Here is a 25,054-nt window from a genome sequence, read left to right on the forward strand (position 1 = left end):
TTCGACCACGCCGTGCCGCCAAACGGGTAATAGTGTTCCTGGGTGATGATGTTGGCGTGCTCATCCAGCTCCAGTGCGCTCGACCCCAAATGGTCAGTCAGGGTGTAACGTTGCTGGTTGTTGGAGATGCCTGGCGGTTTTCCTGCCTTCCAATGCAACACCCGAACGCTGCCTCGCCCGGTCGACACTTCAATGACGTGCAGTTCCTCACCGGTGCCGCTGTGGGTGCGGATTTCCAAGCCGGGCAGATATCTGGTTTCGATGAGGTTGGTTTGTGAGCCCATTTTCGATGAACGGACTTTGCGCACGCGCATGCCGTCAGCGCCGTACTCATACCTTTCGATATCGTCGTCGACTCCGTTGCGTTCGACCGGGCGCACTTCTCGTAACTGATTGCGCACGTCCCAACTCAAAGTCTGCCCCGGCTGCAATTGAAGCAAGTTACCGTTGGCGTCGAAGCTGTTCAGGAAATCCTGCTCCGAGGGTTCAACGCCATCACGCACCGGCAGACAACGATTGCTGTGCATTTCGGCAACCAGGCGATGGCCGGGATCCTGCGCGCCTACATGGGTCAGTTCGAGCAGGTTGTTGCCGGCGTCATAGCGGTAGGTTTGGCGGTAGTTGAGGGGCATTGCGGGATCGGCGGCTCGGGATGCTGACGGGCCATGTTTTACAGCACCGGCTTCCCAACCGGTGGCTTCGACTAATCGGTATAACGTGTCGTATAGAAAGTGGCTGATCGGCTCGATGCGCTGGTTGGCGAAATAGCGGATTGGCAGTGCGGCGTCTTCGATGCTCAGTACATTGCCGACCGGGTCGTAGGTGTAATGCAGATCCTGCAGAGGAGCGTTGGTATCGAGGCGCGACAGCAAACGTTTTAGTCGCCCGTCTTCGGCGCCATATTCAAGAGTGGTGATCACGCCGTTGCCGGCGACTTCCTGTTCGACCTGGCCGTGGGCGTTATAGGTGACTGTGCGCACCATTGGCAACCATTCGGGCGTGTCGTTCAAGCGCAAATCCACGGCGCGCAATGATCCATCGATGGTTTGATGAAATCGCTGCTGGTTACCTCGGGCATCTGTGACGGAGATCAACTTACCGGGTGGATTGAATTGTGAGTGCGTAATGAAGCCCTCCATCTTTTGAGGGCAAAGACGCCGCTCCTGCTCAGATACCGTGCCATTCAATCCATAATCGTTGCACAGCAAAACACCTGCTGGATCTTCATGACGTATCAGTCGACCGCACTGGTTATGGTCGGCGAATGCCTGATCGTTGCTCGCGTAAGCCAAACGCTCGGCGCAAACCGAATCGCCTCCTGCGGCTTGCTCAAATAACTCGCTGAGGCGCAGTTGTTCGTCGTATCGCATCCAGCACTGTGAACCGCGACCATCCCAACCCAGCACCGGTTGACCCGCCTCGCCAAACAGAGTGATCCGCAGCCCGGCGTCCACGCTGTTCGAAGCCAAAATAGCGCCGGACAGCGAGTAGATATTGCTCAAATTAGACGGGCCCGACCCAAGCACGAATAAGCGCGGATCCCACAATTCAACAGCATGCCCTGCCGCATCATGGACGGTGCGATCAACTCGAGTTCGCGCGGTGCCAGCAGCACCGGCACAGTCGTATTGGACAGCACGCGCGACCATCCCGCGCGGGTCGATTGCCGCTAAAGTCGGGGTATTGTCGTGTATGGTCTGCAGATACTGCATCAGTTATTCCGCCCTTTTTATGAGCTAACACCCAAATTGGCGACGGGACTACTGTCACAAGTTACAGTGCCGACAAATGCATAAAACTTTCATCTGAACAGTCTGGACCGGCCGCCCGATAGCGCACTTGCTCTACTCAAGCCCCTGACTGATCTCGGCTGCAGGACGTAACTTCATCCCCCACTTCAGGTAGGATGGCCTCCTCCCTGTTCAGAGGTCTGCTCCATGTTCATCGGCGTCCTGCTGGTTTTCACCTGGTTAGTCCTGTTGCTGCGTTACCCGGCGAAGGCCTTGCCCGTTTCCGTGGCAGCCGCTATCGGCCTGGGCCTGGTGGCAACCTGGGTGATCTGGATGGACAACCGCGAGGTCAAGCAACTCGCGCGTCTGGAACTGCGCATCACTTATGCCCCCGAGCAATGCCCTGCCGACCGTCCGCTGCAATTGACCATGAACAACGGCAACGACGTGCCGTTGACCGAACTGCGCTGGCGCATCGCCGCCTACGCGCCCGGCGATACCGTGAACCTGGCCGACAATCAATACACCGCGCCACGCTATCGCGGCCCCGGTGAATTGCAGGCCGGTGCCAATTGGCAAGACTGTTTACCAGTGCCTCCGCTACGACCCGGTTATCGGCCGCAAACCCTGGAGTTTCGCGCTGAGCGACTGCAGGGTAGTTTCTCCGACTGATCCCTTTCCCTCTTTTGCACAAGGACCGCGCCATGCCCGTTGCGTTGATTACTGGATGTTCCAGCGGCATCGGCCGCGCCTTGGCTGATGCATTCAAAGCGGCCGGCTATGAAGTCTGGGCCAGCGCCCGCAAGGCTGAAGATGTGGCGGCACTGGCCGCCGTCGGATTCACAGCGGTGCAACTGGACGTCAATGACGGCGCTGCGCTCGAACAACTGAGCGAACGGATCAACCTGCAAACGGGCGGCCTCGATGTGCTGATCAATAACGCCGGTTATGGCGCGATGGGGCCTCTGCTCGATGGCGGTGTGCCGGCCATGCAGCGGCAGTTTGAAACCAATGTGTTCGCCATCGTCGGGGTGACCCGGGCGATGTTTCCGGTGTTGCGTCGAGGTAAAGGATTGGTGGTGAATATCGGCAGCGTCTCCGGGGTTCTGGTCACGCCATTTGCCGGCGCCTACTGTGCGTCAAAAGCGGCGGTGCATGCCTTGAGCGATGCCATGCGCATGGAGCTCGCACCGTTTGGCATTCAGGTCATGGAAGTGCAGCCGGGGGCCATCGCGTCGAGTTTCGCGAAGAATGCCGGGCACGAGGCGGAGCAGTTGATCAGCGAGCAATCGCCCTGGTTTCCGCTACGTGAAGGTATTCGCGCGCGGGCCAAAGCGTCCCAGGACAATCCGACGCCGGCCAGTGAATTTGCTGCGGGGTTGCTCAAGGCTGTGCAGCAAAGCCAGCCACCGCGGCTAATTCGATTGGGCAACGGTAGTCGTGCGTTGCCGTTGATGGCGGCGTTGCTGCCGAAGGGCTTGCTGCAAGCGGGGCTGATGAAGCGGTTCGGGTTGAAGGGGCAGCTGTGAGACCGAGGTGACGCCTTCGCGGGCAAGCCACGCTCCCACAGGAGATTGGGGATGCATGCCCGGTTTCGGTCAATTGTGGGAGCGGGCTTGCTCGCGAAGGCCGACGACTCGGTGCACCGGTTACGCACCCTCACCCGGCTTCACCACCACCGTACACGTAATTCCCGCCGCCAACAGCACGCCCTCCGGCACTCCATCAATGTGAATCCGCACCGGCACCCGTTGCGCCAATCGCACCCAGTTGAATGTCGGGTTCACGTCGGCGATCAGCTCACGGCTTTGCGGGTTGTCGCGGTCGTAGATGCCGCGAGAAATACTTTCCACATGCCCCTTCAGCACTTCACCGCTCATCAATTGCATGTCGACTTTATCGCCGACCCGCACGTGCGGCAGTTTGGTTTCTTCGAAAAAGCCGTAAACCCAGAAAGAGTTCATGTCGACCACGGCCATTTTCGCCTCGCCGATACGTGCGTAGTCGCCGCGATGAACATTCAGGTTGGTCACGAAGCCGTCCACCGTAGCGCGCACCTCGGTGCGTTTGAGATTGAGTTGTGCCGCTTCAAGTTGCGCCTGGGCCTGTTGATAATCGGCCAGGGCGGAGTCGGCGATGTTGCTGGCGTCGTCGCGGTTTTCCCGCGAGATCACCAAGTTGTCCATGTCGGCGCGGCGGTGTGCGTTGACCTTGCGCATTTGCCAGGTCGACTTGCGCGAAGCCACCAGCGACTGCGCCTGTTTGACCGCGATGCGGTAGTGCTCGGGGTCGATGCGCATCAGCAGATCGCCCTTTTTTACCAACTGGTTATCGCGCACCGGCACCTCGACCACTTCCCCGGTGACGTCGGCGGCGACGTTGATAATATCGGCGCGCACCCGGCCGTCGCGGGTCCACGGCGTGTCCATGTAATGCACCCAAAGGGTCCGGCCGATCCACAGGGCGAGGGCCAGCACCAACAACGTGGCGAGCAGGCTGAACAGTTTTTTCATCAGGGCCTTCTTCAGTGATGGAGAGTCAACGGTAGACGGTCAGCGCCAAGGCGCCGAACAGACAGGCAAACAGGCTCAGGCGCAGCAGCGCCGGGTGCCAGAAAAAACGGTACAGATCGAATCCGGACAGGAACCGGTCAAGCGCCCAGGCCAGCGCTGCGGCAATAAAAAACATCAGCGTCATGGTCGGCATGTACACGCCGTGGAAAGCAATTTCACGAGGCATGTTCGAGTCCTTCGCGCGGCGCTTGCACATAGGCTGCCAGCGGTGATTGCGGGTCCAGCAACGAGGTGCGGATGAAGTGCAAATAACTTTTCACCCGGCGCAATGCCGAGGTGTCGAAGTGCGGCGCGAACGGCTCATCGGTGGCTTGCACGCGACTGATCGCATGATCGACGGCGATCAGGGCGCGTTCGAGATTGCTTTGGTTCGGTTGCACAAAAAGCCGCATTAGCGAGCGCCCCATGACCCGAATGGCCTGACGCCACGGTTGTGATTCGGCATAGGCAGGGTGTACCGGGAGGATCGCCTGTTCTTTGCGCAGTTCGATGATCGCGTGTCCGACCTCCAGCACTACGAACATCCAGCGCAGCAGGTCGCATTGCACCTGCGGCTGCCCGACGGCCAAGCCGTAAGCTTGGTGCAGCAAGTCGCGGGTGCGGCTCTCGAAACTCGAGGCCAGCCCCTTCAGCTTGCCGCTGATCGCATACACCACTTGCCCGCGCAGATCCTGCTCGAGACGGCGCCACAGCCAGCGACTGTTCGGCGGCAGAATGATCGCGCCGGCTGCCGCACACACCAACATGCCCAGCACCATGGCGATGTAGTCGTTGATGAACGCGTACGGGTTGTAAACCGTCAGGTTGTCGGGCACCGAACCGGTGCTGAAGAAAATCAGCAAACCGAGGCCGACACCCGCGTATTGCGGGCGCGAAGAAAGAAATGAGCCCAGCACGATGACCGGCGCAAGCATCACGCACAGCAGTGGAAAATCGTCGATCCACGGGAACACGAAAAACATCTCGAAAAAGCCGATCAGCGCGCCGAGCAAAGTGCCGCAGGCCATCTGAAACGCCATGCGTTTCGGGTTGGGCGTCGCCGCGGACAGGCCAACGGTGGCTGCCGCAATCAAGGTCATGGTCGCGCCGCTCGGCCAGGCCGTGGCCACCCAATAACTGCCGAGCACCACCAGAATGAATGCCGCGCGAATCCCCGAGGCTGCCGACGCCATCCAGTTGGTTTGCGGAGTGAAGGGCTCGTCCCAGTGTTCACGAATATGGTTGTGATCGGCCAGCGACGCGTGGGTTTGCGCATAGCCGTGCAAGTCGTCGACGAAGCGATAGAGCAGCTCATAGGCAGTGTGAAAATCCAGCAGCTGCGCTTCGCTCGGGTGGCTTTGCTGAAATGCCGCACGCAGGCTGCGAACCCGCGCCGGCAAACCTTCCTTGCAGGCAATCAGCGCAGTTACCAAACGCGCTGCGTCGGGACTGGTCAAGGCGCGACCGCTGAAACCGTCGAGCACTTCGGCAAGGTCCTGCAAGCCTGGTTTGATCGCGGCCACTGCATGATCCGCGTCGCTGCTGCGCAAGCGTTCGAGCAACTGATGCAGGGCGTTGAAACGCGTGGTGATGCTCATGAATTCGCTGTTCAATCGACTGAGCCGGCCGTTGCGTCGACGCATGTGCGGGTCTTCGAACACGGTAACGCTGCGCAGCCCTTCAAGGCCAACCGCCTCGGCGATGAAGCGCACATTGCTCGCTTCAAAAGCCTCGCGCTGGCTGCGACCGCGCAAGCCGTCGGTGACAAACAAGGCGAACACGCCGAAGCGCTGATACAGGGCGCTGCGCATTGCCGCGCTGGCGGTTTGCGGGAGGATCGCGGCGCTGACCAGTGTGGCGCAAAGAATGCCCAGAGAGATCTCCAGTACGCGCCACACCGCCGCCATGAATGCGCCGTCCGGATGCGCCAGCGCCGGCAGGCCGACCATTGCAGCGGTGTACCCGGCCAGCACAAAACCGTAAGCGCGGAAGTTGCGGTAACGCGCGGCACCGGCGGAACAGATGCCGACCCAGATCGCCAGCGAGCCGAGGAACAGTTCAGTGTTCTGCGCGAACAGGGCAATCAGCGCAACCATCACTGCCGAGCCGGTCAGAGTCCCCAGAAAGCGATAAAAGCTTTTCGCGAACACCTGACCGCTTTGCGGCTGCATGACGATGAACACGGTAATCATCGCCGTGCGCGGCTGCGGCAACTCCAGACGCATCGCCAGCCACAGCGTCAGAAATGCCGCGAGCAAGACTTTGAAAATGTACACCCAGGTCACGCCGTCGCTGCGTGCCCAGTCGAAGAAACCCCGGCGCCATTCCAGGGAGGACAGCCAGCGCAAGGGTGCGAGCAACGGGGTCATGGATTCCTGCTTAGTCATTGAAATTGGTGAAGACAGGCCACTCACTTTGTAGGAGCGAGCTTGCTGTGTTGACAGTCAGGGCCCTATCGCCAGCAGGCTGGCTCCCACAGGGTGTGCGTTTAACGCAAAAGGACCGGAGTTTTCGGTGCGCTGATCTGGCGGTCTTGCGGCGCATCGTCACCCGCGCCAAGCCCGCCGCCGAGGGCTGTCACCAGTTCGGCATGCGCGCTGAGACGCGCGGCCTGAACCTGCTGCTGGACTTGCTGCTGCTTGAACAACAACGTTTGCGCGTTGAGCACATTGAGGTAGTCGGTGAGGCCGCGCTGGTAGGCGATCATCGCAATGTCGTAGGTTTTCTGCGCGGTCGCGACCGATTCGGCGGCGAACATCTGCTGCTTGTCCATCGATTCGCGGCGGATCAACTGGTCGGAGATATTTTTCAGCCCATTGATCAGCGTCTGGTTGTACCGCGCCACGGCGATGTCGTAACCGGCGGAAGCTTCGCCGAGTTCGGCGCGCAACCGCCCGCCGTCGAAAACCGGCAGCGAGATCGCCGGCCCGACGTTGTAGTTGAGTTTCCTGCCGGTCAAAAACTCCAGCGCCCCGCCGCCCGAGGCCATGTAGCCAAGGCTGCCGACCAGGTCCACATTCGGATAAAAACCGGCATGCGCGACGTCAATGCCGCGCGCCTGCGCGGCCACTTGCCAGCGACTGGCGACAACATCCGGGCGTTGCCCGAGCAGCTGCGCAGGCAAGCTCGACGGCAATTTCAGCGCCGCGCCCAGCGCCAGTGTTGGCCGCTGCAACTGCGCGCCTTTCCCCGGGCCAAACCCCGCGAGCGCCGTCAGCTGATTGCGACTCAGGGCGATGGCTTCGTCGAGTGCATCGATCTGCCGATGAGTTTCCGGCAAAGGCGTCTCGGCCTGGCTGACTTCGAAATGAGTGCCGATCCCGCCGTCGAGGCGTTTCTGTGCGAGTTCGAGCATCTGCTTTTGCTGCTGCAGAGTCGCGGCGACGATGTCCCGTTGTGCGTAGTGCAGCGAGAGTTCGATGTAGGCGCGCACGACGTTGCTCTGCAACTCGAGTTGCGCCAGGCGCGCTTCGGCCGCGCTCACGTGCGCCATGTCGACGGCCCGCTCGCTGGCATTGCTTTCACGACCCCAGAGATCAAGGGCGTAGCTGAAACCCAGTGCAGTGTTGTTGTCCCAGGTGGTTGTGTCGGCCAGTTCGCCCGGTCCGTAAAACTGATCGCTGGGCCAGTTATGCCGTTTGAGGGTGGATTGGCTGTTGATCTGCAGCGACTCGGCGGATTCCGCCAGGCCTGCCATGGCTTTGGCCTGACGCACCCGCGCGGCGGCCATGGCCATGCTCGGGCTGCCTCGCAGTGCGAGGTCGATCCAGCGATTCAGTTGCGGGTCGCCGTAGGCTTGCCACCATTGAGCATCAGGCCAGTGCGCATCCTGTTCAGCGCTGCGAATAGCTTCGTCAGTAGCCAGCGAATCCGGTGCGTGCACCTTGCCCTGCGGCGCAATGCCACCGGTGCCGATGCAGCCACTGATGATGAGAGTTAAAGCTAAAAGACTGAGCGTCTTAAGCGCTCTGTTGATGCGACGCGGCACTGCTGAGATTTCCTGAAATGGAAGGACGTACGAGGTTCACCGGTACTGGCTTCATGTGGCGAGGGGGCTCGCCCCCGTTGGGTTGCGCAGCGCCCCCAAGTCTTGACCGCGCGTTGTTCATGAAAATCGCATTCGCTGATTTCACGTTTGCTGCGCAAACGAACGGGGGCAAGCCCCCTCGCCACACCAGCCCCCTCACCACACACACGTGTCGGCACAGAAACCCGGTTGTTACAACGGCGCGATTCTAGGGCTCGGCTGAAATGGCGATAAGCCGGCAAACCTGTGAATCTTTGTTACCGTTCAAGCGATAATCCCTTGGTCGGGGTCTCAGACCTTGAAACCTTGTGTCACAATTTGCCATCGCACACGAGAGCACCTCATGGACACTTTGCAAAACATGCGCGCCTTCAGCTACGTGGCCGAGGCCGGCAGTTTCACCGCCGCCGCCGTGCAGCTCGACACCACTACGGCCAACGTTTCGCGCGCGGTCTCCAATCTCGAAGCCCATCTGCAAACCCGCCTGCTTAACCGCACCACGCGGCGCATCGCCCTGACCGAGGCCGGCAAACGCTACCTGCTGCGTTGCGAGCAGATTCTCGCGTACGTCGAGGAAGCCGAAGCCGAAGCCAGCGACGCTCATGCCCGCCCGGCCGGGCAGCTCAAGGTGCACACCATGACCGGCATCGGTCAGCACTTCGTAATCGACGCGATCGCCCGTTATCGCAAGACGCATCCCGATGTCACGTTCGACCTGACCATGGCCAACCGTGTCCCGGATTTGCTCGATGAGGGCTATGACGTGTCCATTGTGCTGGCCAGTGAGCTGCCGGACTCGGGCTTTGTGTCCCAGCGCCTGGGCATCACCTACAGCATCGTTTGCGCCTCGCCGGCTTACGTCAAAGCCAACGGTTGCGCGCACAAACCCAGCGACTTGCTCAACCACGCGTGCCTGCGCCTGGTGAGCCCGGTAATTCCGCTGGAAAAGTGGACGTTCGATGGGCCGGAAGGCCAGGAAATGGTCACCATCAACAGCTCGCCATTTCTGGTGAATTCCGCTGACGCGATGAAAACCGCAATCATCAGCGGCATGGGCGTTGGCGTTCTGCCGGTGTATGCAGCGATCGAAGGCTTGCGCAACGGCACGCTGGTGCGGGTAATGCCCAATTACCGCTCGCAGGAACTGAACCTGTACGCGATCTACCCTTCGCGGCAATATCTGGATGCGAAGATCAAAACCTGGGTCGAGTATTTACGGGGCTCGCTGCCGGAAATTCTGGCCGCGCATCAGGCGGAACTGGTGGCCTATGAATTGAGCGGCAGTCTGGGCGGCGCGCGGCTGGCGAATTAGCCCGGGACGCAGTTCCTCCTTTGTAGGAGCCGGCTTGCTGGCGATGGCGGCCAACCAGCCCTCATGTTCAGGCCACGATCGCTATCGCCAGCAAGCCAGCTCCTGCAAAGTCCGCGCGCGTCCGAAAGCTTGGCACTCGCGCAACCTCCGCGAAGAATGTTAGCGTGCTTGGCATCTCCACGCCCGACGAGCCTTCCTCCATGAAAAAGACTGTCCTCGCCTTCAGCCGCATCACGCCTGACATGATCGAACAGCTGAAGTCAGACTTCGACGTCATCGTGCCGAACCCGAAAAACGGTGACATCAACGCCCAGTTCAACGAAGCCCTGCCCCACGTACATGGTTTGATCGGAGTCGGTCGCAAGCTCGGCCGTGCGCAACTGGAAACTGCGCGCAAGCTTGAGGTGGTGTCCAGCGTCTCGGTCGGCTACGACAACTACGACGTCGGCTATTTCAATGAGCGCGGCATCATGCTGACCAACACCCCCGACGTGCTCACCGAGAGCACTGCCGACCTGGCTTTCGCTTTGCTGATGAGCAGTGCCCGCCGCGTGGCTGAACTGGATGCCTGGACCAAAGCCGGTCAATGGCAGGCCAGCGTCGGCGCGCCGTTGTTCGGCTGTGATGTGCATGGCAAAACCCTGGGCATCGTCGGCATGGGCAACATCGGCGCGGCGATCGCCCGCCGTGGCCGCCTCGGCTTCAACATGCCGATCATCTACAGTGGCAACAGCCGCAAAACCGAGATTGAGCAAGAACTGGGCGCGCAAATGCGCAGCCTGGACGAGTTATTGGGCGAAGCGGATTTCGTCTGCCTGGTGGTGCCGCTCAGCGAAAAAACCAAACACCTGATCAGCCACCGTGAGTTGGCACTGATGAAACCGGGCGCGATTCTGATCAACATTGCGCGTGGCCCGGTGGTGGACGAGACCGCGCTGATTGAAGCGCTGCAAAGCAACCGCATCCGCGGCGCCGGGCTGGACGTGTACGAAAAAGAACCGTTGGCCGAATCGCCGCTTTTTAAGCTGAAAAATGCCGTGACCCTGCCGCACATCGGCTCCGCCACGCATGAAACCCGTGAGGCGATGGCCAATCGCGCCGTAGCGAATTTGCGCAGCGCCCTGTCGGGTGAGCGACCACAGGACTTGGTGAACGCTCAAGTCTGGAAAGGCTGATACAAAACGGGCAGGCGTAACTAACCCCTGCCCATTATTTCATACCCCCAAATAATTGCTGATACACACTTTGCAATTCAGCCGCCGCCCAAATAAACGGGCCACACGATAAGCTCTCCTTACTTGCCCATTATGACGGGAACCAACTTTGGAGAAATCGTATCGTGAACTATCTGACAACGGCTCAGACCATAAGAATCAGTAAAGTCTTGCTCATGCTGTACATAAGCATCTTCGGATTACTGGTTATGTACAGCAACTTCACCGACTACCCCACCAATTATGAATACCTGGGCCATATCCTCAGCATGGACACGGTCCGAGCTGATGAATTGTACAAGTACCGCGCCATCACTTCACCGATGGCCCATCACCGTATCTACTGGTTGATCATTACACTTGAAGTGCTATCTACCTGCTTTTGCGTAGTGGGCACTTACCACTTGTACAAGCATTTAAACAGCAGCGCCAAAAAATTTCACGAGGCAAAGAAGTTCGCGTTGATCGGGTTACTGATTGCAATCGCCATTTACTATGTTGGCTTCCAGGTTATTGGTGGTGAATGGTTTAACATGGATGAATCGGACCGCTGGAACTATAAAGACTGGGCGCGACATATTGTCGACTTCGTAATGCCATTGATGATGTATGTGGCCCTCAGGATCGAACGTTGAGCGCTGATTGCCCGATCCATCTCAGGCCAGGCTTCGATGTTCCTGCACCCGTAGGGCTTTGGGTTTGCGGAACACCAGCACATTGCCCAGCATCACCAACACCAGCCCCGCGAGGGCCGGCGCGGTCCATTGGTAGCCTTCGGCATACGCCGAGACATTCAGGGCCACCACCGGAAACAGTACCGTGCAGTACGCCGCGCGCTCCGGCCCCATACGCCCGACCAAGGTCAGGTAAGCGGTAAAGCCGATGACCGAACCCGGGATGACCAGGTACAGCAGCGAGCCGATGTAGCGCGCATTCCATTCCATTTCGAATGGAATGCCCTTGATCAGGCACCACATCGACAACATGGCCGCACCGTAGGCCATGCCCCAGGCGTTGGTCGTCAGGGGTCTGAGGCCGGCTTTTTGCTGCAGGCTGGAAAGCATGTTGCCTGCGGAGAAGCACAGCGTGCCGAGCAACGCCAGACCCAGGCCGAGCAACGTCTGCGGGCTGGCGGTGTGGCCGGCCAGCTCAGGCCAGAACAGCAGGCCTAGCCCCATCAAGCCAAGCGCGCCGCCCATCAACACATTGCGGGCGATTTTCTGCGCAAAAAAGACCCGCGCGTTCAGCGCGTTCCACAGGGTTGCGGTAGAAAACACCACGGCGATCAAGCCACTCGGAACCCATTGGCTGGCCGTCAGAAAACACATGAAATTGATGCAGAACAGGCACAAGCCCTGCGCCAGACAAATGAGGTGCCCGCGACGGCTCATCACTTGCAGCTTGCGGCTGAGCAACAACATCACGAACAGCACCAGCGCGGCGAGACCGAAGCGATAAACAATCGACACGGGAATAGCCACCACACCCAGTTGCCATTTCAGGGCAATCCAGGTGGTGCCCCAGATCAGCACGGTCAGCAAATACAACGACAGGTTCATGGCAACGCTCCTCGATAGGCGCTCAGTGTCCTGGCTGATGCCATGCCGCAGTTGCGTAATCTTGCGCTTTTGTCAGCGGACGGGCTGGCAGGCCAGGGCCTACGGAGTAGGATGCAAAGCGTCAGAGAGAACCGATCATGCCCGCACTGGAAACGCTGCAAGTTTTTCAAGCCCTTAACCGCTCGCCCCATGCTCGACTCGAGCACAGTGCCGAGCTCGGTGACGGCATGGCTGCGGCGTTGTGGAGCAACCATCATGACGCGCAGGATTACGCCGGGCCGAGTCACCACACGCTGTCGTGCTACATCGCGGGCGGCACCGGCACCTTTCGCCGTGATCAACCCGGCACCAAGGGTGCGCCGGACAAACTGTGCACGCTGCCGGCCGGTCATCAGTCAGCCTGGGTGATCAACGGTGACATCCGCCTCGCCCACGTCTATTTCAGTCCCGAACAATTTGCCCTCGGCTGCGTCACCTTGCTGGACCGCGAGCCCCGCGAACTCCAGCTACGCGAAAACACCTTTCTCGATGATGCGGTGCAGGCCCAGCGTTTCCGGCAGTTGATCACGCTCAATTGGGACGAGCCCGGCGAACGCCTGCTGACCAGCAGCCTGGCCCATGAAATGCTTAGCCACGCGCTGCTCAGTCAAGTGGGCCAGCGCGACGGCTTGCGGCTCAAGGGCGGGTTGGCGGCGCATCAGCGGCGGCAATTGGTCGAGTTCATCGACAGCCATCTGGCAGAGGCGATCAGCCTGGGGCAATTGGCGGGATTGTGCGCGTTGTCGGAATATCACTTCGCGCGGATGTTTCGCGCGAGTTTTGGCTTGCCGCCGCATCAGTATTTATTGGCGCGGCGCTTGAATCGGTCGCAGGCATTGCTGCGCAGCACGTCGAGGCCGTTGGGGGACATTGCGCTGGCGTGCGGGTTTGCCAGCGCGAGTCATTTCACTCATCGTTTTCGCCAGGGGCTGGGCGGCACGCCTGGGGAATATCGACAGGCGTTTTTGCGTTAGTCCGAGTCTTTCGCGTCACTCTTGTGGGAGCGAGGCTTGCCCGCGAAGAACGATGACGTAGTCTTCCCCTAGAACTCCAATGTGCCGGACAGCGAAACCTGCCGCGAATCCCCCATCGACACAAAGAACCGACTCGCCGCCGACGTGTAATAAGTACGGTCAAACAGGTTCTTCACATTCAACTGAAACTTGACATTCTGCCCGTCAAATCGAGTGTCGTAAGTGGCGAAAGCATCGGCCACGGTGTAACTCGGCAGATCAAAATCATTCACCGCATTTCCCGCCCGCTCACCGACATAGCGAGCGCCCGCACCGATGCGTAACTGGTCGCCGCCGACAAGGGTGCCGAAGTCATACACCGCCGACAGCGAACCCGAATTCTTCGCCACGTTCTGCAGCTTTTTGCCTTTGTAGGTCGGGTCCTCAGTGACCTCGGCATCGGTGTAGGCGTAACTGCCGATCATGCTCCAGCGTTCGCTCAACTGCCCGGTCAAATCGACTTCCAGCCCGCGCGAGCGCACTTCGCCAGCGGCACTGTAGAGGGTCACCGGACCTTCGGCATTGGCCACCAGCACGTTGCGTTTCTTGATGTCGAACAGCGCGACATTACCGGTGACACGACCCGGTATATCGAGCTTGGCACCCACCTCCCAGGACTTGGCTTCTTCCGGCGCAATGCTGCCGTGGAGCACTGTGCTGCTGCCGCTTAGCGGGGCGATGGTCGAGTTGGGTTTGAACGATTCGGTATAGCTGCCGTAGAAAGACAACTCATCGGTGTAGCGATACACCAGGCCGGCGCGTGGCACCCACTTCTGGCCATTGCTGTCGGTGTTGGCCTGGAACGGCACGCCTTTACCAGCGTACTGGTCGTACTCCTGGAAGCGCCCGCCGGCCACCAGAATCCACTGATCGGTGAGGTGGATCGAGTCCTGCAGAAACAGCGAATTGCTGCGCAGCTCGTCAGTCTGCGCACTGTCCGCCGGGCTGACCGTGGTGCCCGCCACTTCGCGGTCATACACCGGATTGAGGTAACTGAACGTGCTGAGGCTTTTCTGCCGGATCAGGTCTTCGCGATAAATCTTGCGGTACTCGTCATCGACGCCGAACACCAGGTCATGTTGCAGGCCCAGCACATTGACTTTGCCTTCGAGGCTGGCGGTGGTGAAGCGGTCGGTACTGACGGCGTTCTGCGTGCCGTCCATGCTCCGCGTCAGCGTGCCCCGAGAGGTGTCGATGGCCGTGACGCGCACCTGACTGGCATCGTAGGTTTCGCGGTTCCAGCTGTAGCCGAAGTGCGCTTTCCAGTTGTCATTGAGTTCGTGATCGGCTTGGAAGTGATACAGGTCCGAGCGGCCTTCCATGTTATTGAAGGGCTCGTCCAGGCGACGTTCGCGGGGGATGTCCAGCGGGTGATTGTCGCGCGGATCAATCAGCGTGCCGCGGTCGAACGGGGTGAGAAATTCGCGGTGCTCGTAGGCGAACAACAGCTCGGTGCGTTCGCCGAACCAGGCCAATGACGGCGCCACCAGCGTTTCGCGCTGGGTGCCGAAATTGCGCCAGTAGTCTTCGTCTTTGTGGTCCACGATCATGCGATACGCCAACCCGGAATCGCCGACCGCGCCGGTGCTGTCGAACGCGCCGCCGCTGCCGTTTTTGCCGTCGCCGTAAGTCGAGCCGCGCAGGGTGAGAGCGTTGTACTGCTGCAATTCCGGCTTCTTGCTGACCATATTGACCACACCGCCCGGATCCTGGATGCCGTACAGCAAGGACGCCGGGCCCTTCAACACTTCCACCCGATCCACCGTGGCGTTAAGGCCACGTCCCTGCACCACCGGCATGCCGTCGCGCATGATCGAACCGTTGCGGTTGTCGCCGAAGCCACGGGTCATCACCGAATCCTGGGTGCCGCCCAGCGTGTTGCCCTGTGTGATGCCGCTGACGTTGGCCAACGCATCATCGAGGTTGCGCGGCGCCTGATCACGAATGACCTGGGCCGGGATCACATTGACCGTCTGCGGGATTTCCTGGAGCAGCGCCGAAGAACGCATCACCGAACTGGTGGGCGGCGGTTGGTAGCTCATAGGTTGGTCCAGTACCGAAGTAATGGTGGTCGCGCCGAGGCTCAGCGTGCCCTGGCTGGGCAGCGGCTCCAGCACGATCGTGTGGTCATCGCTGCGGCGGAAGGTGAAACCCGAACCGCTGAGCAAGCGCTGGATCGCCTGCTCGGCTGTCATCTGTCCATTAAGCGCGGGCGCCGTTACGCCGTAGGGTGCTTCATCGGTGTAGACCACGCTGGTGCCGGTGATCCGGCTGAAGTCGCTGAGCGCCTGCGGTAGCGGTTTGGCAGCCATCGCAAAGGTGAATTGCGCGTGCTGCGCAGTGGCTTGATCAGCGCCCAGCGCCACGCTGACCGGCACACAGGCCAGCATCGAAATGCCCAGCGCAGATGCACTCAACCACTGTTTCAGCGAACCGGATGTTGCCCTGGACTTCATTGCTCATGACCTGTGTAGAACCGTGACGGATGCGAATGACTCGCAGTTTCAGTCACTACACGGATGGCGGCCGGATTTACCTCATCAGAAATTTGAAAATAAGGTCTGCTTGAGAAATTTGGGGTCTGGTCTGCCGTCATCGCGAGCAAGCTTGGCTCCTACAGGTCAAGCCACATTCGAGCGATCAGCGCCTGTCCCTGTGGGAGCCGAGCTTGCTCGCGATGACGCCGGCAGCCTCAACGCACAATAATCATCGGCCCCAATCGATGTTGTTCAAACCCCAAAACGCCCTGCAACGAATTCAACACCGCTTGCGGATCCTTGCCCGGAAAACTTCCGCTCACCCGCCGCGCCGCCATTTCATCGTTGAGCAGCACAATCCGTCCCGGGTAATACCGGCGCAGATCCTCCATCACGTCGGCCAGGGTTGCCTTGTAGTAATTGAGCCAACCCTGGCGCCAGGCAAGCTGCGCTTCGCTGTCCACGGCGTGGAGTTGCTGCGCTGTGCCGTCGGCGTATGCGACTTGCTCGCCGGCGCTGAGAATTTGCGCTTCGGCCTGTGGGTCCGCTGTCACTGCGACGCGCCCCGACAACACCGTCACCTGCGCGCCAAGAGGTTGCAGACGCACTTCGAATTGTGTCCCCAACACCCGCGCCTGACCCTTTTCAGCCTCGACCACAAACGGCTCGCGGCTGTGCGTCACGCTGAAAAAACCGGCCCCGCGGCGCAGTTGCACGTGGCGCTCGCCGCGGCTGAAATCCACAGCGATGGCGCTGTCGGCATCCAGCGTGACCTGCGACTGATCGGCCAGCGTAACGGTGCGAATCTCGCCCGGTGCAGAGACGTAATCGGCGCCCATATCATCGATCCAGCGCGACGGCTGCCAACCGGCGCCGATGCCGATCATCAGCAGCAGACACGCCGCCATCGCCAACGCAGCGGACCAGCGTCGCACGCTGTTGCGGCGCGAAGGGTTCATGGCATCGAGGTAGCCCTGCAGGGCTGATGCGTCTTCATCGGCCAGCGTGCGGGCCGGTGCTTCGGTCAGTTCCCACACCACCTGCGCCTGGGCATAGGCTTCGGCATGCGCCGGATCAGCCTGCAGCCAATGACTGAAGGTGGCTTGATCGCCGCTGCTCGGCTGGTCATGCAGCAGGCCCAGCCAGGCGAAAGCCGTCTGCTCCTGCGCGAGTGTCGGAATAATTCGCTCTGGCTGCTTCACGGTGCTTTCCCTGGCGTGCGCGGTTGAGGTTCGCGCAAGCTGGCCTTGCAGGCGTCGAGGGCGCGCATCATATGTTTTTCCACAGCACTTTGGGACACACCCATGGCCTTGGCGATCTCGGCGTATTTGCGACCATGGATGCGATTGAGCAGAAAGATCTGCCGCGTACGCTCGGGCAATGCGCGTAACGCCGCCTCGACATGACGCAGATCGTTGCCCGCTTCCAGCGCCGCTTGCGGTTCGCTGCCGTGGCTGTCTGGCTGCTCCGGCAACCAGCCTTCGTTCACCCGCACCCGCGCACCTTCGCTGCGCAGGTGATCGATAGCGATATTGCCGGCGCAGCGCAACAAATAGGTGCTGAGCTCCTCGACCTGCACCAGCGGCCGGCGCCAAAAACGCAGGAACAGATCCTGCACCAGATCCGCCGCCGTGGCCCGACAGCCCACGCGCCGATTGACCAGCGCTTCCATCTGCGCGCGCTGAGACAGGAACACCTGCAGAAAATGCGCACGAGCCCCCCGAGGTTCCTCATCGTGGGAATCCGGTGGACTGGCGATCACGTGCTCATGACTGCGCAAATGCCACGACGGGGCTGGCGAGCAGACTCAATCCGCCCAACGCCATGGCCAGCCGCGGGCGATATGGCAGCAGTAATACCAGCAGCAAAGCGCTAAGCATCAATACCGCACACCACTCGACAACGCCGAGGCCCCAACCGGTCGAAGCCACCGCCGCCCACAAGGAAAACGCCAACAGCGACCCTCCGCCCACTTTGAGCGCCCGGCGACGAGCAGCCGATGGCTTGCGTCCGAGCAGCTCGGCATGGCGCCGGTCCATCGATAAACACAGTGCGGTGAAGCCGCCGTAACAGAGCAACAAGGCCAGCAACATCAGTTCGTCTCTCGCTCAAGAATGATCGATTGCCGACGCTGGCGCAGGACGATTTCTGGCCGCCCTGCGCGCTGCATTTTCCACGCAGCCCAGGCGAAAAACAGGCCGCTGGCCAGGCACGTCAAATCAAACCCGGCCATGGCCCAATCGCCCTGCGCCAACGTGAAGCCCAAGTGATAAGGCGTGGTTAGCCCATTCAACAGCGGCAGCGCGGCGAACAACAGTGCCGCCAACGCGAGCTGCTCAACCCATGCCGCGCGCCCACGGCGGACCACGGCGTGCAACAGACTGAGCCCCCAGACCAGGAAGAAGCTGTTGACCTCCCAATCCGAGCGCCCGGCCAGCTCGACCGGCAGTAAGCGATTGGCCCAGAAGAATGCCGCCACGGCGAGCATCAGCCCCGACATGCTGGCGATGTTCAGCACTTCCACCAGGCGCAACTCGAACGGCATGACGCCGCTATTCACATGTTTGAGTTGACGCTTGCCCAACCAGATCACCAGCCCGGTGCCGATCATCGCCGTGCCGGCCAACCCGCAGATAAAGTACATCCAGCGCAACACTGGCTCGGCAAACCGGCCCATGTGCAAGCCGTAAAAACCACCCGCGACGGCTCGCGGCAGCGATTGCTCAGGCGTCGCGCCGAGCAGTTGCCCGGTCACACCGTTGAAGGTCACCGCGCTGCTGAAATCGTAAACCAGGCGATCGGCGGCATCGCGCAGCAGCACCACCGAAGCGTTGGCATCGCCCGGATTATTCACCGTAATCCGTCCAACATCACCGCCCGACCACTGCTCACGCGCCTGTTGCAACAGCGGCGCGAGCGGCGCCAGCGCGGCCGGTTTACCCGCCACCTCCGGGGTGGTCGACGCCGGGAAACTCTCATCATAAAACGCCCGCACATCACCGTGGTACGAAGCCAGAATGCTCGCCGGCATCACCATCGACATGAAGATCACCAAACTGCTGTAGGTAATCATCAAGTGAAACGGCAATACCAGCACACCCACCGCGTTGTGCCCGTCGAGCCAGGTACGCTGACCTTTGCGCGGGCGGAACGTGAAGAAGTCCTTGAAGATTTTCTTGTGGGTGATGATCCCGCTGATCAATGCGACAAACATCACCATCGCAGCGATGGTGGATAGCCAGCGGCCCCATGGGTGCGGCATCTGCAACTGAAAGTGGAAGCGGTAGAAGAATTCGCCGCCCATGGTCGCGCGGCCCTGCACTTCGGCACCGGCCTGCGGGTCGAGGTGTTTTTCCGTGAACTGACCGCGCTCACCGCGCTTGGCCGTGGTTTGCTGCCACCGCACCGACAAGCCTGGTTCTCGGGCATCGGGTAGATCAATGAGCCAGCGCGAGGCGCCGGCTGCATGCTGCTGCAGATAGTTTTGCGCCAAGGCCAGGCTGGCTTCGGAGCTGACGGAGCGCACCGGAATCTCTGGCTGCATCCAGTGGCTGATCTCGTCCTTGAAGTAGGCGAGCGTGCCGGTCAGGAAAATCGCGAACAGCAGCCAGCCGAATATCAACCCCGCCCAGGTGTGCAGCCAGGCCATGGTCTGACGAAAACCTTCTTTCATGGCTGGCCCGCCCAGTAGCCCAAACCGGCAGCCGCCGCCAGCAACAGGCTGGCTACGATCAGCCCGTGCCAGGCTCGCCAGGCGCTATGGCAGGCAAAACACCAGAGCACCGCGCACAGATAAGCCAAGAATGACGTCATCATCCCGGTCACCACCGCGTCGGCGCGGGCCATGGGCAACCACATCGTCAGGCAGACGCTGGCCAGCGCGGCGACGGCATAACCGCCCAGCACAGCGGCCAGCGCCCGCGAGGCGACGGCCATGCGATAGGAAACAGGGAGCGTGGTGGTTTTGCCTTTCATGTTTCAACCCGAAACGGGATGACGCCTCGTGCAAATCACGGCGCCAGCATGGGCGCAATAATAATGATAAATATTCTCATACGCAAAAGGCTTCGGACGAAATCGGTGATTCGCAGGCGGTTCAGGCGCTGCCGATTTATATCAAGCGCCAACAAAAACGGGCCTGCGTTTGCAGGCCCGTTGTCGTTGGGAAGGGAAAGAGCAATCCGGCATCAGCCGTTTTGCGCGGCCTGTTCGTTTTCCAGAAACTCGTCTTCAAGCAGTGCGTCAGCCTCTACACGCTCGAATGGCACGACGGCGGCACGTGGTTTACCCCGCAGTTTGCCGAACAAATGTTCCAGCGCGTGTTCCAGTTTTTCAGCGGCCCCGTCTATTGCCAGTTCCAGGGAATCAGCCTTGTGTGTGACGGAAATCGGTTGATGGCCTTTTGGCCGCGCTTCCAGCTGGCAGCGCATATCGTGGGGACCGGGCTTGTCGCCGTTCTCATCCCGCAGATGGACCTCGATGCGGGTCAGGTCCTCTTCATAACGTTCGAGCGTGCTCTCAATGGTAGTACGTACCCACTCCTCCAGTCGGATGCTGCTTTGAATATGGTTATCACTGTTGACTTGGATTTGCATAGTTCATCCCTTATTTCAGCTAGCTCGCGAGAGGCCTTTCAGCTCGCCCTTGGGCGTCATCACTGTGACCTCTTACTTACACAATCGGTTCGTCCGGCGAACAATTCAACCCCTGAAAAAAGATAAATATTCATTCGCAAAAAAAGCCGGACAACCGTTAAAAGCGCTGTTAAGGTCGGGAGTCGGGTCGCCCCGCTCCTGCCCCGAATTGCTCACATCTGCTGCTCCGCCAATGGATGCAAGCTGCGAAAAACGCCCGCCTCTTCCACCAGCCAATCGTGCACCGCGCGCACGCCCGGATGGCTCAGAGCACCCGGCGCATACAGCAGCACGTAGCGTTTGTGATTGGGCACCGCCAGGCCAAACGGCACGATCAACGCCCCCCGCTCCAGCTCATCGTTGAGCAGCGTTCGTCGCGCAATGGCCACGCCCATGCCGGCAATGGCCGCTTCAATGGTCAGGTGGTTACGATTGAAGGTGTGACCGCGCCGCACATCCGCGCCCTCGAAACCGATGGCATCGAGATAAAACTCCCACTCCGCGTATTCATAGCTGCCACGCCAGGCAGTGATGTCGTGCAGCAGCGGGAAATGCATCAGGTCCGCCGGCCCGTGCAGCGGCGGTCGGCCACGCAACAGGCTCGGCGCGCACACCGGAAAAATCTGCTCATCCAGCAGGGCTGTGGATAACAGGCCGGGATAGCTGCCGTCGTTCAAGTCGATCGCCAGATCGAAATCGCCCTCATGCAACGGCACGCTGCTGTCTTCCGCGACCAGGCGCAACTGAATGTCCGGAAAGCGCTGCTGCAACCGGGGCAATCGCGGCGTCAGCCATTTGCTCAGAAAAGAGGGAATTGAACGGACGCGCAAGATGCCGCTGATCATGCCCGCATCCAGTCGGCGCAATTCGGCATCGATGCTGCCGTAAGCCTCGTTGACGGTAATGGCCAGCCGCTGCCCCTGCGCGCTCAGTTCAACGCCGCGCGCGCGGCGATGAAACAGGCGAAAACCCAGGCGTTCTTCCAGTTGGCGGATCTGCTGGCTGACCGCACCCGGCGTGATGTGCAGCTCCTCGGCGCATCGCGTGAACGAGAGGTGCCGGGCCGCACAGGAAAACACGTGCAGCCAGACATAGGTCTGCGCATGCAATTGACGACTCATCGTTTAGTCCTGCTAAAGGCTGTCTTAGGAATTTTCGTTGGTCACGTAGGACGTTGCAGCTCAGTATCGTCGACATTGCGCTCGTCCTACAAAAATGGCAGCGATTTTTCTTCCATTGCTTGTATAGGGTTTAGCATGGCTATCAGTGTTTTCGATCTGTTCAAAGTGGGTATCGGTCCTTCCAGCTCCCACACCGTCGGGCCAATGCGTGCTGCTGCGACCTTCACTCAGGCGCTCGCCGACCAGCAAATGCTCGGTGACACGCGTCGCATCGAAATTCGCCTGTACGGCTCGCTGTCGGCCACCGGCGTCGGCCACGCCACCGACCGCGCCTGCGTCCTGGGCCTGATGGGTGAATGGCCGGACAGTATCGACCCCACGACCATCGAAAGCCGGATCCAGGCGTTACGCGAAACCGGCGAACTCAGCCTTGCGGGGAAAACCACCATTGCCTTCGATTGGCAGCGTGATCTGCTGCTGCTCGACGAGTGCCTGCCGTACCACCCCAACGCCATGTCCCTGACCGCCTTCGGCGAGAGCGGTGAGCTGTGGGAACAGACGTACTATTCCATCGGCGGCGGTTTCATCGTTGAAGCGGCTGAAGCCGAGTCGGGCATCGCGCCCGCCAGCGACGTCGTCCTGCCCTACGATTTCTCCACCGCCGCCGAGTTGCTCACGTTGTGCAACGAGCACGGCTTGCGTGTATCCGAGTTGATCATGGCCAACGAACTGGCCTGGCGCAGCGAGGCCGAGATTCGTCAGGGCCTGTTGCATATCTGGTCGGTGATGCGCGAATGCGTCGAGCAGGGCTTGCGTCACGAAGGCATCCTGCCGGGCGGTCTTAATGTGCCGCGGCGTGCGGCGAAACTGCACCGCAGCCTGTTGGAAATCGGCAAGCCGAATGTCATCACTTCCACCCTGTCGGCGATGGAATGGGTCAACCTGTTCGCCCTGGCCGTGAACGAAGAAAACGCGGCCGGCGGGCGTATGGTGACTGCGCCGACCAACGGCGCGGCGGGGATTATCCCGGCGGTGCTGCACTACTACATGAAATTCAATCCGGACGCCTCGGACGATGACGTCGTCGCCTTCTTTTTAGCTGCTGCCGCTGTCGGCATTCTTTGCAAAAAAAATGCGTCGATCTCCGGCGCGGAAGTTGGCTGTCAGGGCGAAGTCGGTTCGGCGTGCGCCATGGCGGCTGCTGGCTTGGCGGACATCCTCGGAGCGACGCCGGAACAATTGGAAAACGCTGCCGAAATTGGTTTGGAGCACAATCTCGGTCTGACCTGCGACCCGGTCGGCGGTCTGGTTCAGGTCCCGTGCATCGAGCGCAACGCAATCGCGGCGGTGAAAGCTATCAACGCCACGCAAATGGCCCTGCGCGGCGATGGCAAACACTTCATTTCGCTCGATCGGGTCATCCGCACCATGCGCGACACCGGCGCCGACATGCACGACAAGTACAAGGAAACTTCGCGCGGTGGTCTGGCCGTGAACTGGGTGGAGTGCTGATCGCACCGCTTGAGGACGTTTCCCTGTTTTTGCCCGGAAACGGGCAGAAATCCACAACCCGATGCATAAAACCTTTCTGCTACAACGCCCCCCTGTAGCAGCTGGCGAAGCCTGCGTCTGACTCCCGTCGAGCCAGACGCAGGCTTCGCTAGCTGCTACAAACCCACATAGCCCTGAGTCGGCCATGACATTGTCCGACAATGTTTGCGGCATGCCCCTTGCTAGATCACCCCTGAAGGTAAGCGCTGTACGAGCCGATGGTCCGGTGTTGCGAACTAATCCCGATCACGGTCGTCAACAACTGCACGTTCAATCAGGCGGTGACGCAACATGGACAACCCTTTTCAGCTCATTACCGATGCATTTGCGCCGGATTATCAGATCAACCTGAGCATTCAGGGACTCGACGGTCGCATCATGCTGACCCTGTCCAACAGCGGCCGCGTCGTTGCCAAGCGGATGATCAGCGCCGAACAGCGCAACGACCCCGAGCGTCTGAAGCGGCTTGTGCAAAGCATTCAGTTCGGCATCGCCATCGAGCAGGGCCATAGCGCCATGTCGATCCTCGAAGCCATGACCGATAGCGACAGCCGCGCGCTGCCGCCGCCACCCGTCAAAGATCAGCCACGACCTGCGATGGGCCTTTAAATCTCGCCCTTCTCGACCTCGGGATGTTCACCGGAACCCGCACCAACCTTGCGTTGCGGGTGCTCGATCTTTACCGAGGGGAATTGCGACGAAGCGTAACGCACCACCAGAATCGCAAACGCCAGCAATAGAATCCCGCCGCACAGATAAATGATCCCCAGATCGGGCGGGTTGTGGTGCGACACGTTGGAGATCAGCAACCGCGTCAGTGCGGTAATCGCCACGTAGATCAGAAAGCGCACCGGCATGTGGTTGGTCTTGAAATAAATCCCGACCATCGCGCCCAATTCCAGATAGATGAACAGCAACAGGATGTCATCGATCTTGATGTGCCCCTCCTCCAGCATTCCCAAAAATTCCATCACCGCTGCCCATGCGGTCACTGCGCCGATGGCGAAAAGCGCCAGGTAATGGAACGTCTCGACGAACAGGTTGCCCAGCGACTCGGCCAGTTGATGCACGTTCTGCCGTAGTTTCTCGGCCCAGTTGATTTTCACAGTGATACTTCCTTAGCTCGGCTCGAGCGGATGATGCGCGATGGACGTGACGGTTCTGCATGCAGAAAAAAGGCCATTCAAGGCTGCCATATGATGGCGAGACGCCCTGAAACAAGCGCCGTGGCGTTTGGTCGCACCCTGCGGGCTATCCGGATCCGGACGAACGAGCCGGTGGGCGATCCGACTTGCCCGCAAACGGCTCCACACGGACCTGACAAAACCTGAATTGCGTCTACATTGAAAAGCCACTACCCAAACCGCAGCGATTCGCTTATCCTTTTCGCTGTATATAAATACAGTAGTCGCTTAAGGCTACTTTTGTGAAGGCATGTGAGGTGGTGAATGGCCGTCGAAGTGGTATACCGCAGCAGCCGAGATCTGGAGCGCTTGTTCATGGATAAAGCCGAAGCTGACCGTCATGACAAAATGCTCGAGCTGGCTGAGTTGCTGGCTGAAGTGTTGCACAAAGCCGTTCCGTCCTTGAGCGAACAGCAGGTGGAAGAAGCCGGGATCTACATGGCGAAAAATCGCGATGTGTTCGCCAAGGCATTCAAGAGCCAGCCGGACGCCCTGTCCGAATTGCTGAGCGCGCCAGCCGAAGTGATTGAGCCGGTTGCAGCGACTGAGCCTGAGCCTGATGAACCAGCCGTTGCGCCAGTCAAACCAGCGAAGGCTGCAAAAGCTGCGAAATAAGCAGCACAGAATTGAATAGGCCCTGA

General features: G+C 60.1%; 23 protein-coding genes and 1 pseudogene. 9 read left to right on the forward strand and 15 right to left on the reverse strand.

Translation table 11 applies throughout. The features are described 5' to 3' along the window. Positions 1 to 1,712, reverse strand: a 1,712-nt coding sequence (locus DU29_RS0120615; RefSeq protein ID WP_028623384.1) for a hypothetical protein, incomplete at its 3' end; no start/stop codon positions are given. A 225-nt stretch (positions 1,713 to 1,937) separates the two neighbouring features. On the opposite strand from DU29_RS0120615, the gene DU29_RS0120620 reads away from it, so the two are divergent. Both DU29_RS0120620 and DU29_RS0120625 read left to right on the forward strand, forming a co-directional pair. Further along, positions 1,938 to 2,402, forward strand: coding sequence for a hypothetical protein (locus DU29_RS0120620; RefSeq protein WP_028623385.1), 465 nt, complete (start codon positions 1,938 to 1,940; stop codon positions 2,400 to 2,402). 32 nt (positions 2,403 to 2,434) lie between these two features. Then, positions 2,435 to 3,259, forward strand: coding sequence for an SDR family oxidoreductase (locus DU29_RS0120625; protein WP_028623386.1), 825 nt, complete (start codon positions 2,435 to 2,437; stop codon positions 3,257 to 3,259). 120 nt (positions 3,260 to 3,379) lie between these two features. On the opposite strand, the gene DU29_RS0120630 is transcribed toward DU29_RS0120625, so the two are convergent. The 4 genes from DU29_RS0120630 to DU29_RS0120645 form a co-directional block, all read right to left on the reverse strand. Further along, entirely contained in the window at positions 3,380 to 4,243 is an 864-nt protein-coding gene (locus tag DU29_RS0120630; protein WP_028623387.1) for an efflux RND transporter periplasmic adaptor subunit, read from the reverse strand. A gap of 25 nt (positions 4,244 to 4,268) precedes the next feature. Continuing rightward, positions 4,269 to 4,469, reverse strand: a complete 201-nt coding sequence (locus DU29_RS0120635) for a DUF1656 domain-containing protein (RefSeq protein ID WP_028623388.1) — start codon at positions 4,467 to 4,469, stop codon at positions 4,269 to 4,271. Then, complete coding sequence (locus DU29_RS0120640) at positions 4,459 to 6,651, reverse strand: FUSC family protein (protein ID WP_028623389.1); 2,193 nt, start codon at positions 6,649 to 6,651, stop codon at positions 4,459 to 4,461. Before DU29_RS0120640 ends, DU29_RS0120635 begins: the two co-directional genes overlap by 11 nt. Positions 6,652 to 6,770: 119 nt before the next feature. Next, positions 6,771 to 8,270, reverse strand: coding sequence for an efflux transporter outer membrane subunit (locus tag DU29_RS0120645; RefSeq protein WP_028623390.1), 1,500 nt, complete (start codon positions 8,268 to 8,270; stop codon positions 6,771 to 6,773). 382 nt (positions 8,271 to 8,652) lie between these two features. On the opposite strand from DU29_RS0120645, the gene DU29_RS0120650 reads away from it, so the two are divergent. The 3 genes from DU29_RS0120650 to DU29_RS0120665 all read left to right on the forward strand — a co-directional run bounded on the left by DU29_RS0120650 (position 8,653) and on the right by DU29_RS0120665 (position 11,470). Further along, positions 8,653 to 9,621 (forward strand): LysR family transcriptional regulator, encoded by a 969-nt coding sequence (locus tag DU29_RS0120650; protein ID WP_028623391.1) that lies wholly within the window; start codon positions 8,653 to 8,655, stop codon positions 9,619 to 9,621. 200 nt (positions 9,622 to 9,821) lie between these two features. After that, positions 9,822 to 10,796, forward strand: a complete 975-nt coding sequence (locus DU29_RS0120660) for a 2-hydroxyacid dehydrogenase (protein WP_028623392.1) — start codon at positions 9,822 to 9,824, stop codon at positions 10,794 to 10,796. Positions 10,797 to 10,960: 164 nt separating this feature from the next. Continuing rightward, positions 10,961 to 11,470 carry a DUF2165 family protein gene (locus tag DU29_RS0120665; RefSeq protein ID WP_028623393.1) on the forward strand — a complete coding sequence of 170 codons (510 nt, stop codon included), beginning with the start codon at positions 10,961 to 10,963 and terminating at the stop codon, positions 11,468 to 11,470. A gap of 21 nt (positions 11,471 to 11,491) precedes the next feature. Here the strand turns inward: DU29_RS0120665 and DU29_RS0120670 are convergent, their stop codons facing one another. Continuing rightward, complete coding sequence (locus DU29_RS0120670; RefSeq protein WP_028623394.1) at positions 11,492 to 12,394, reverse strand: DMT family transporter; 903 nt, start codon at positions 12,392 to 12,394, stop codon at positions 11,492 to 11,494. 137 nt (positions 12,395 to 12,531) lie between these two features. On the opposite strand from DU29_RS0120670, the gene DU29_RS0120675 reads away from it, so the two are divergent. Further along, complete coding sequence (locus DU29_RS0120675) at positions 12,532 to 13,407, forward strand: helix-turn-helix domain-containing protein (RefSeq protein WP_028623395.1); 876 nt, start codon at positions 12,532 to 12,534, stop codon at positions 13,405 to 13,407. Between the two features lie 68 nt (positions 13,408 to 13,475). On the opposite strand, the gene DU29_RS0120680 is transcribed toward DU29_RS0120675, so the two are convergent. From DU29_RS0120680 to DU29_RS0120715, 8 genes are all read right to left on the reverse strand, one after another. Further along, positions 13,476 to 15,902, reverse strand: a complete 2,427-nt coding sequence (locus tag DU29_RS0120680; protein WP_028623396.1) for a TonB-dependent siderophore receptor — start codon at positions 15,900 to 15,902, stop codon at positions 13,476 to 13,478. A gap of 236 nt (positions 15,903 to 16,138) precedes the next feature. Then, the gene (locus DU29_RS0120685) at positions 16,139 to 17,125 is read right to left on the reverse strand and encodes a FecR family protein (protein WP_028623397.1); all 987 of its coding nucleotides are present in this window, start codon (positions 17,123 to 17,125) and stop codon (positions 16,139 to 16,141) included. Beyond that, positions 17,122 to 17,685: an RNA polymerase sigma factor gene (locus DU29_RS0120690; RefSeq protein WP_028623398.1), complete on the reverse strand. Its 564-nt coding sequence runs from the start codon at positions 17,683 to 17,685 to the stop codon at positions 17,122 to 17,124. The genes DU29_RS0120685 and DU29_RS0120690 overlap by 4 nt, the downstream gene beginning before the upstream one ends. Positions 17,686 to 17,689: 4 nt before the next feature. Next, positions 17,690 to 18,016, reverse strand: coding sequence for a DUF3325 domain-containing protein (locus tag DU29_RS0120695; protein WP_028623399.1), 327 nt, complete (start codon positions 18,014 to 18,016; stop codon positions 17,690 to 17,692). Then, positions 18,016 to 19,596, reverse strand: a complete 1,581-nt coding sequence (locus DU29_RS0120700; protein WP_028623400.1) for a PepSY-associated TM helix domain-containing protein — start codon at positions 19,594 to 19,596, stop codon at positions 18,016 to 18,018. Before DU29_RS0120700 ends, DU29_RS0120695 begins: the two co-directional genes overlap by 1 nt. After that, positions 19,593 to 19,898 carry a DUF3649 domain-containing protein gene (locus tag DU29_RS0120705; protein WP_028623401.1) on the reverse strand — a complete coding sequence of 102 codons (306 nt, stop codon included), beginning with the start codon at positions 19,896 to 19,898 and terminating at the stop codon, positions 19,593 to 19,595. Before DU29_RS0120705 ends, DU29_RS0120700 begins: the two co-directional genes overlap by 4 nt. A 212-nt stretch (positions 19,899 to 20,110) precedes the next feature. Continuing rightward, a complete protein-coding gene (locus DU29_RS0120710) occupies positions 20,111 to 20,518 on the reverse strand; it encodes an HPF/RaiA family ribosome-associated protein (RefSeq protein ID WP_028623402.1) in 408 nt (135 codons plus the stop codon). A 212-nt stretch (positions 20,519 to 20,730) separates the two neighbouring features. Next, positions 20,731 to 21,678, reverse strand: coding sequence for a LysR substrate-binding domain-containing protein (locus DU29_RS0120715; protein ID WP_028623403.1), 948 nt, complete (start codon positions 21,676 to 21,678; stop codon positions 20,731 to 20,733). 135 nt (positions 21,679 to 21,813) lie between these two features. On the opposite strand from DU29_RS0120715, the gene DU29_RS0120720 reads away from it, so the two are divergent. Together DU29_RS0120720 and DU29_RS0120725 are read left to right on the forward strand one after the other, a co-directional pair. Further along, positions 21,814 to 23,190, forward strand: a complete 1,377-nt coding sequence (locus DU29_RS0120720; RefSeq protein ID WP_028623404.1) for an L-serine ammonia-lyase — start codon at positions 21,814 to 21,816, stop codon at positions 23,188 to 23,190. 330 nt (positions 23,191 to 23,520) lie between these two features. Then, complete coding sequence (locus tag DU29_RS0120725) at positions 23,521 to 23,838, forward strand: DUF3509 domain-containing protein (RefSeq protein ID WP_028623405.1); 318 nt, start codon at positions 23,521 to 23,523, stop codon at positions 23,836 to 23,838. On the opposite strand, the gene DU29_RS0120730 is transcribed toward DU29_RS0120725, so the two are convergent. After that, positions 23,835 to 24,335, reverse strand: coding sequence for a phosphate-starvation-inducible protein PsiE (locus DU29_RS0120730; protein WP_028623406.1), 501 nt, complete (start codon positions 24,333 to 24,335; stop codon positions 23,835 to 23,837). The genes DU29_RS0120725 and DU29_RS0120730 overlap by 4 nt on opposite strands. A 342-nt stretch (positions 24,336 to 24,677) precedes the next feature. Between DU29_RS0120730 and DU29_RS0120735 the strand changes: the two are divergent. After that, a pseudogene (locus DU29_RS0120735) lies at positions 24,678 to 24,932 on the forward strand (YebG family protein); the annotation flags it as partial. Positions 24,933 to 25,054 lie beyond the last annotated feature (122 nt).

Origin of the sequence: Pseudomonas sp. Ant30-3 (genome assembly GCF_000690905.1) — a bacterium.
In the GTDB taxonomy this organism is placed as follows: domain Bacteria; phylum Pseudomonadota; class Gammaproteobacteria; order Pseudomonadales; family Pseudomonadaceae; genus Aquipseudomonas.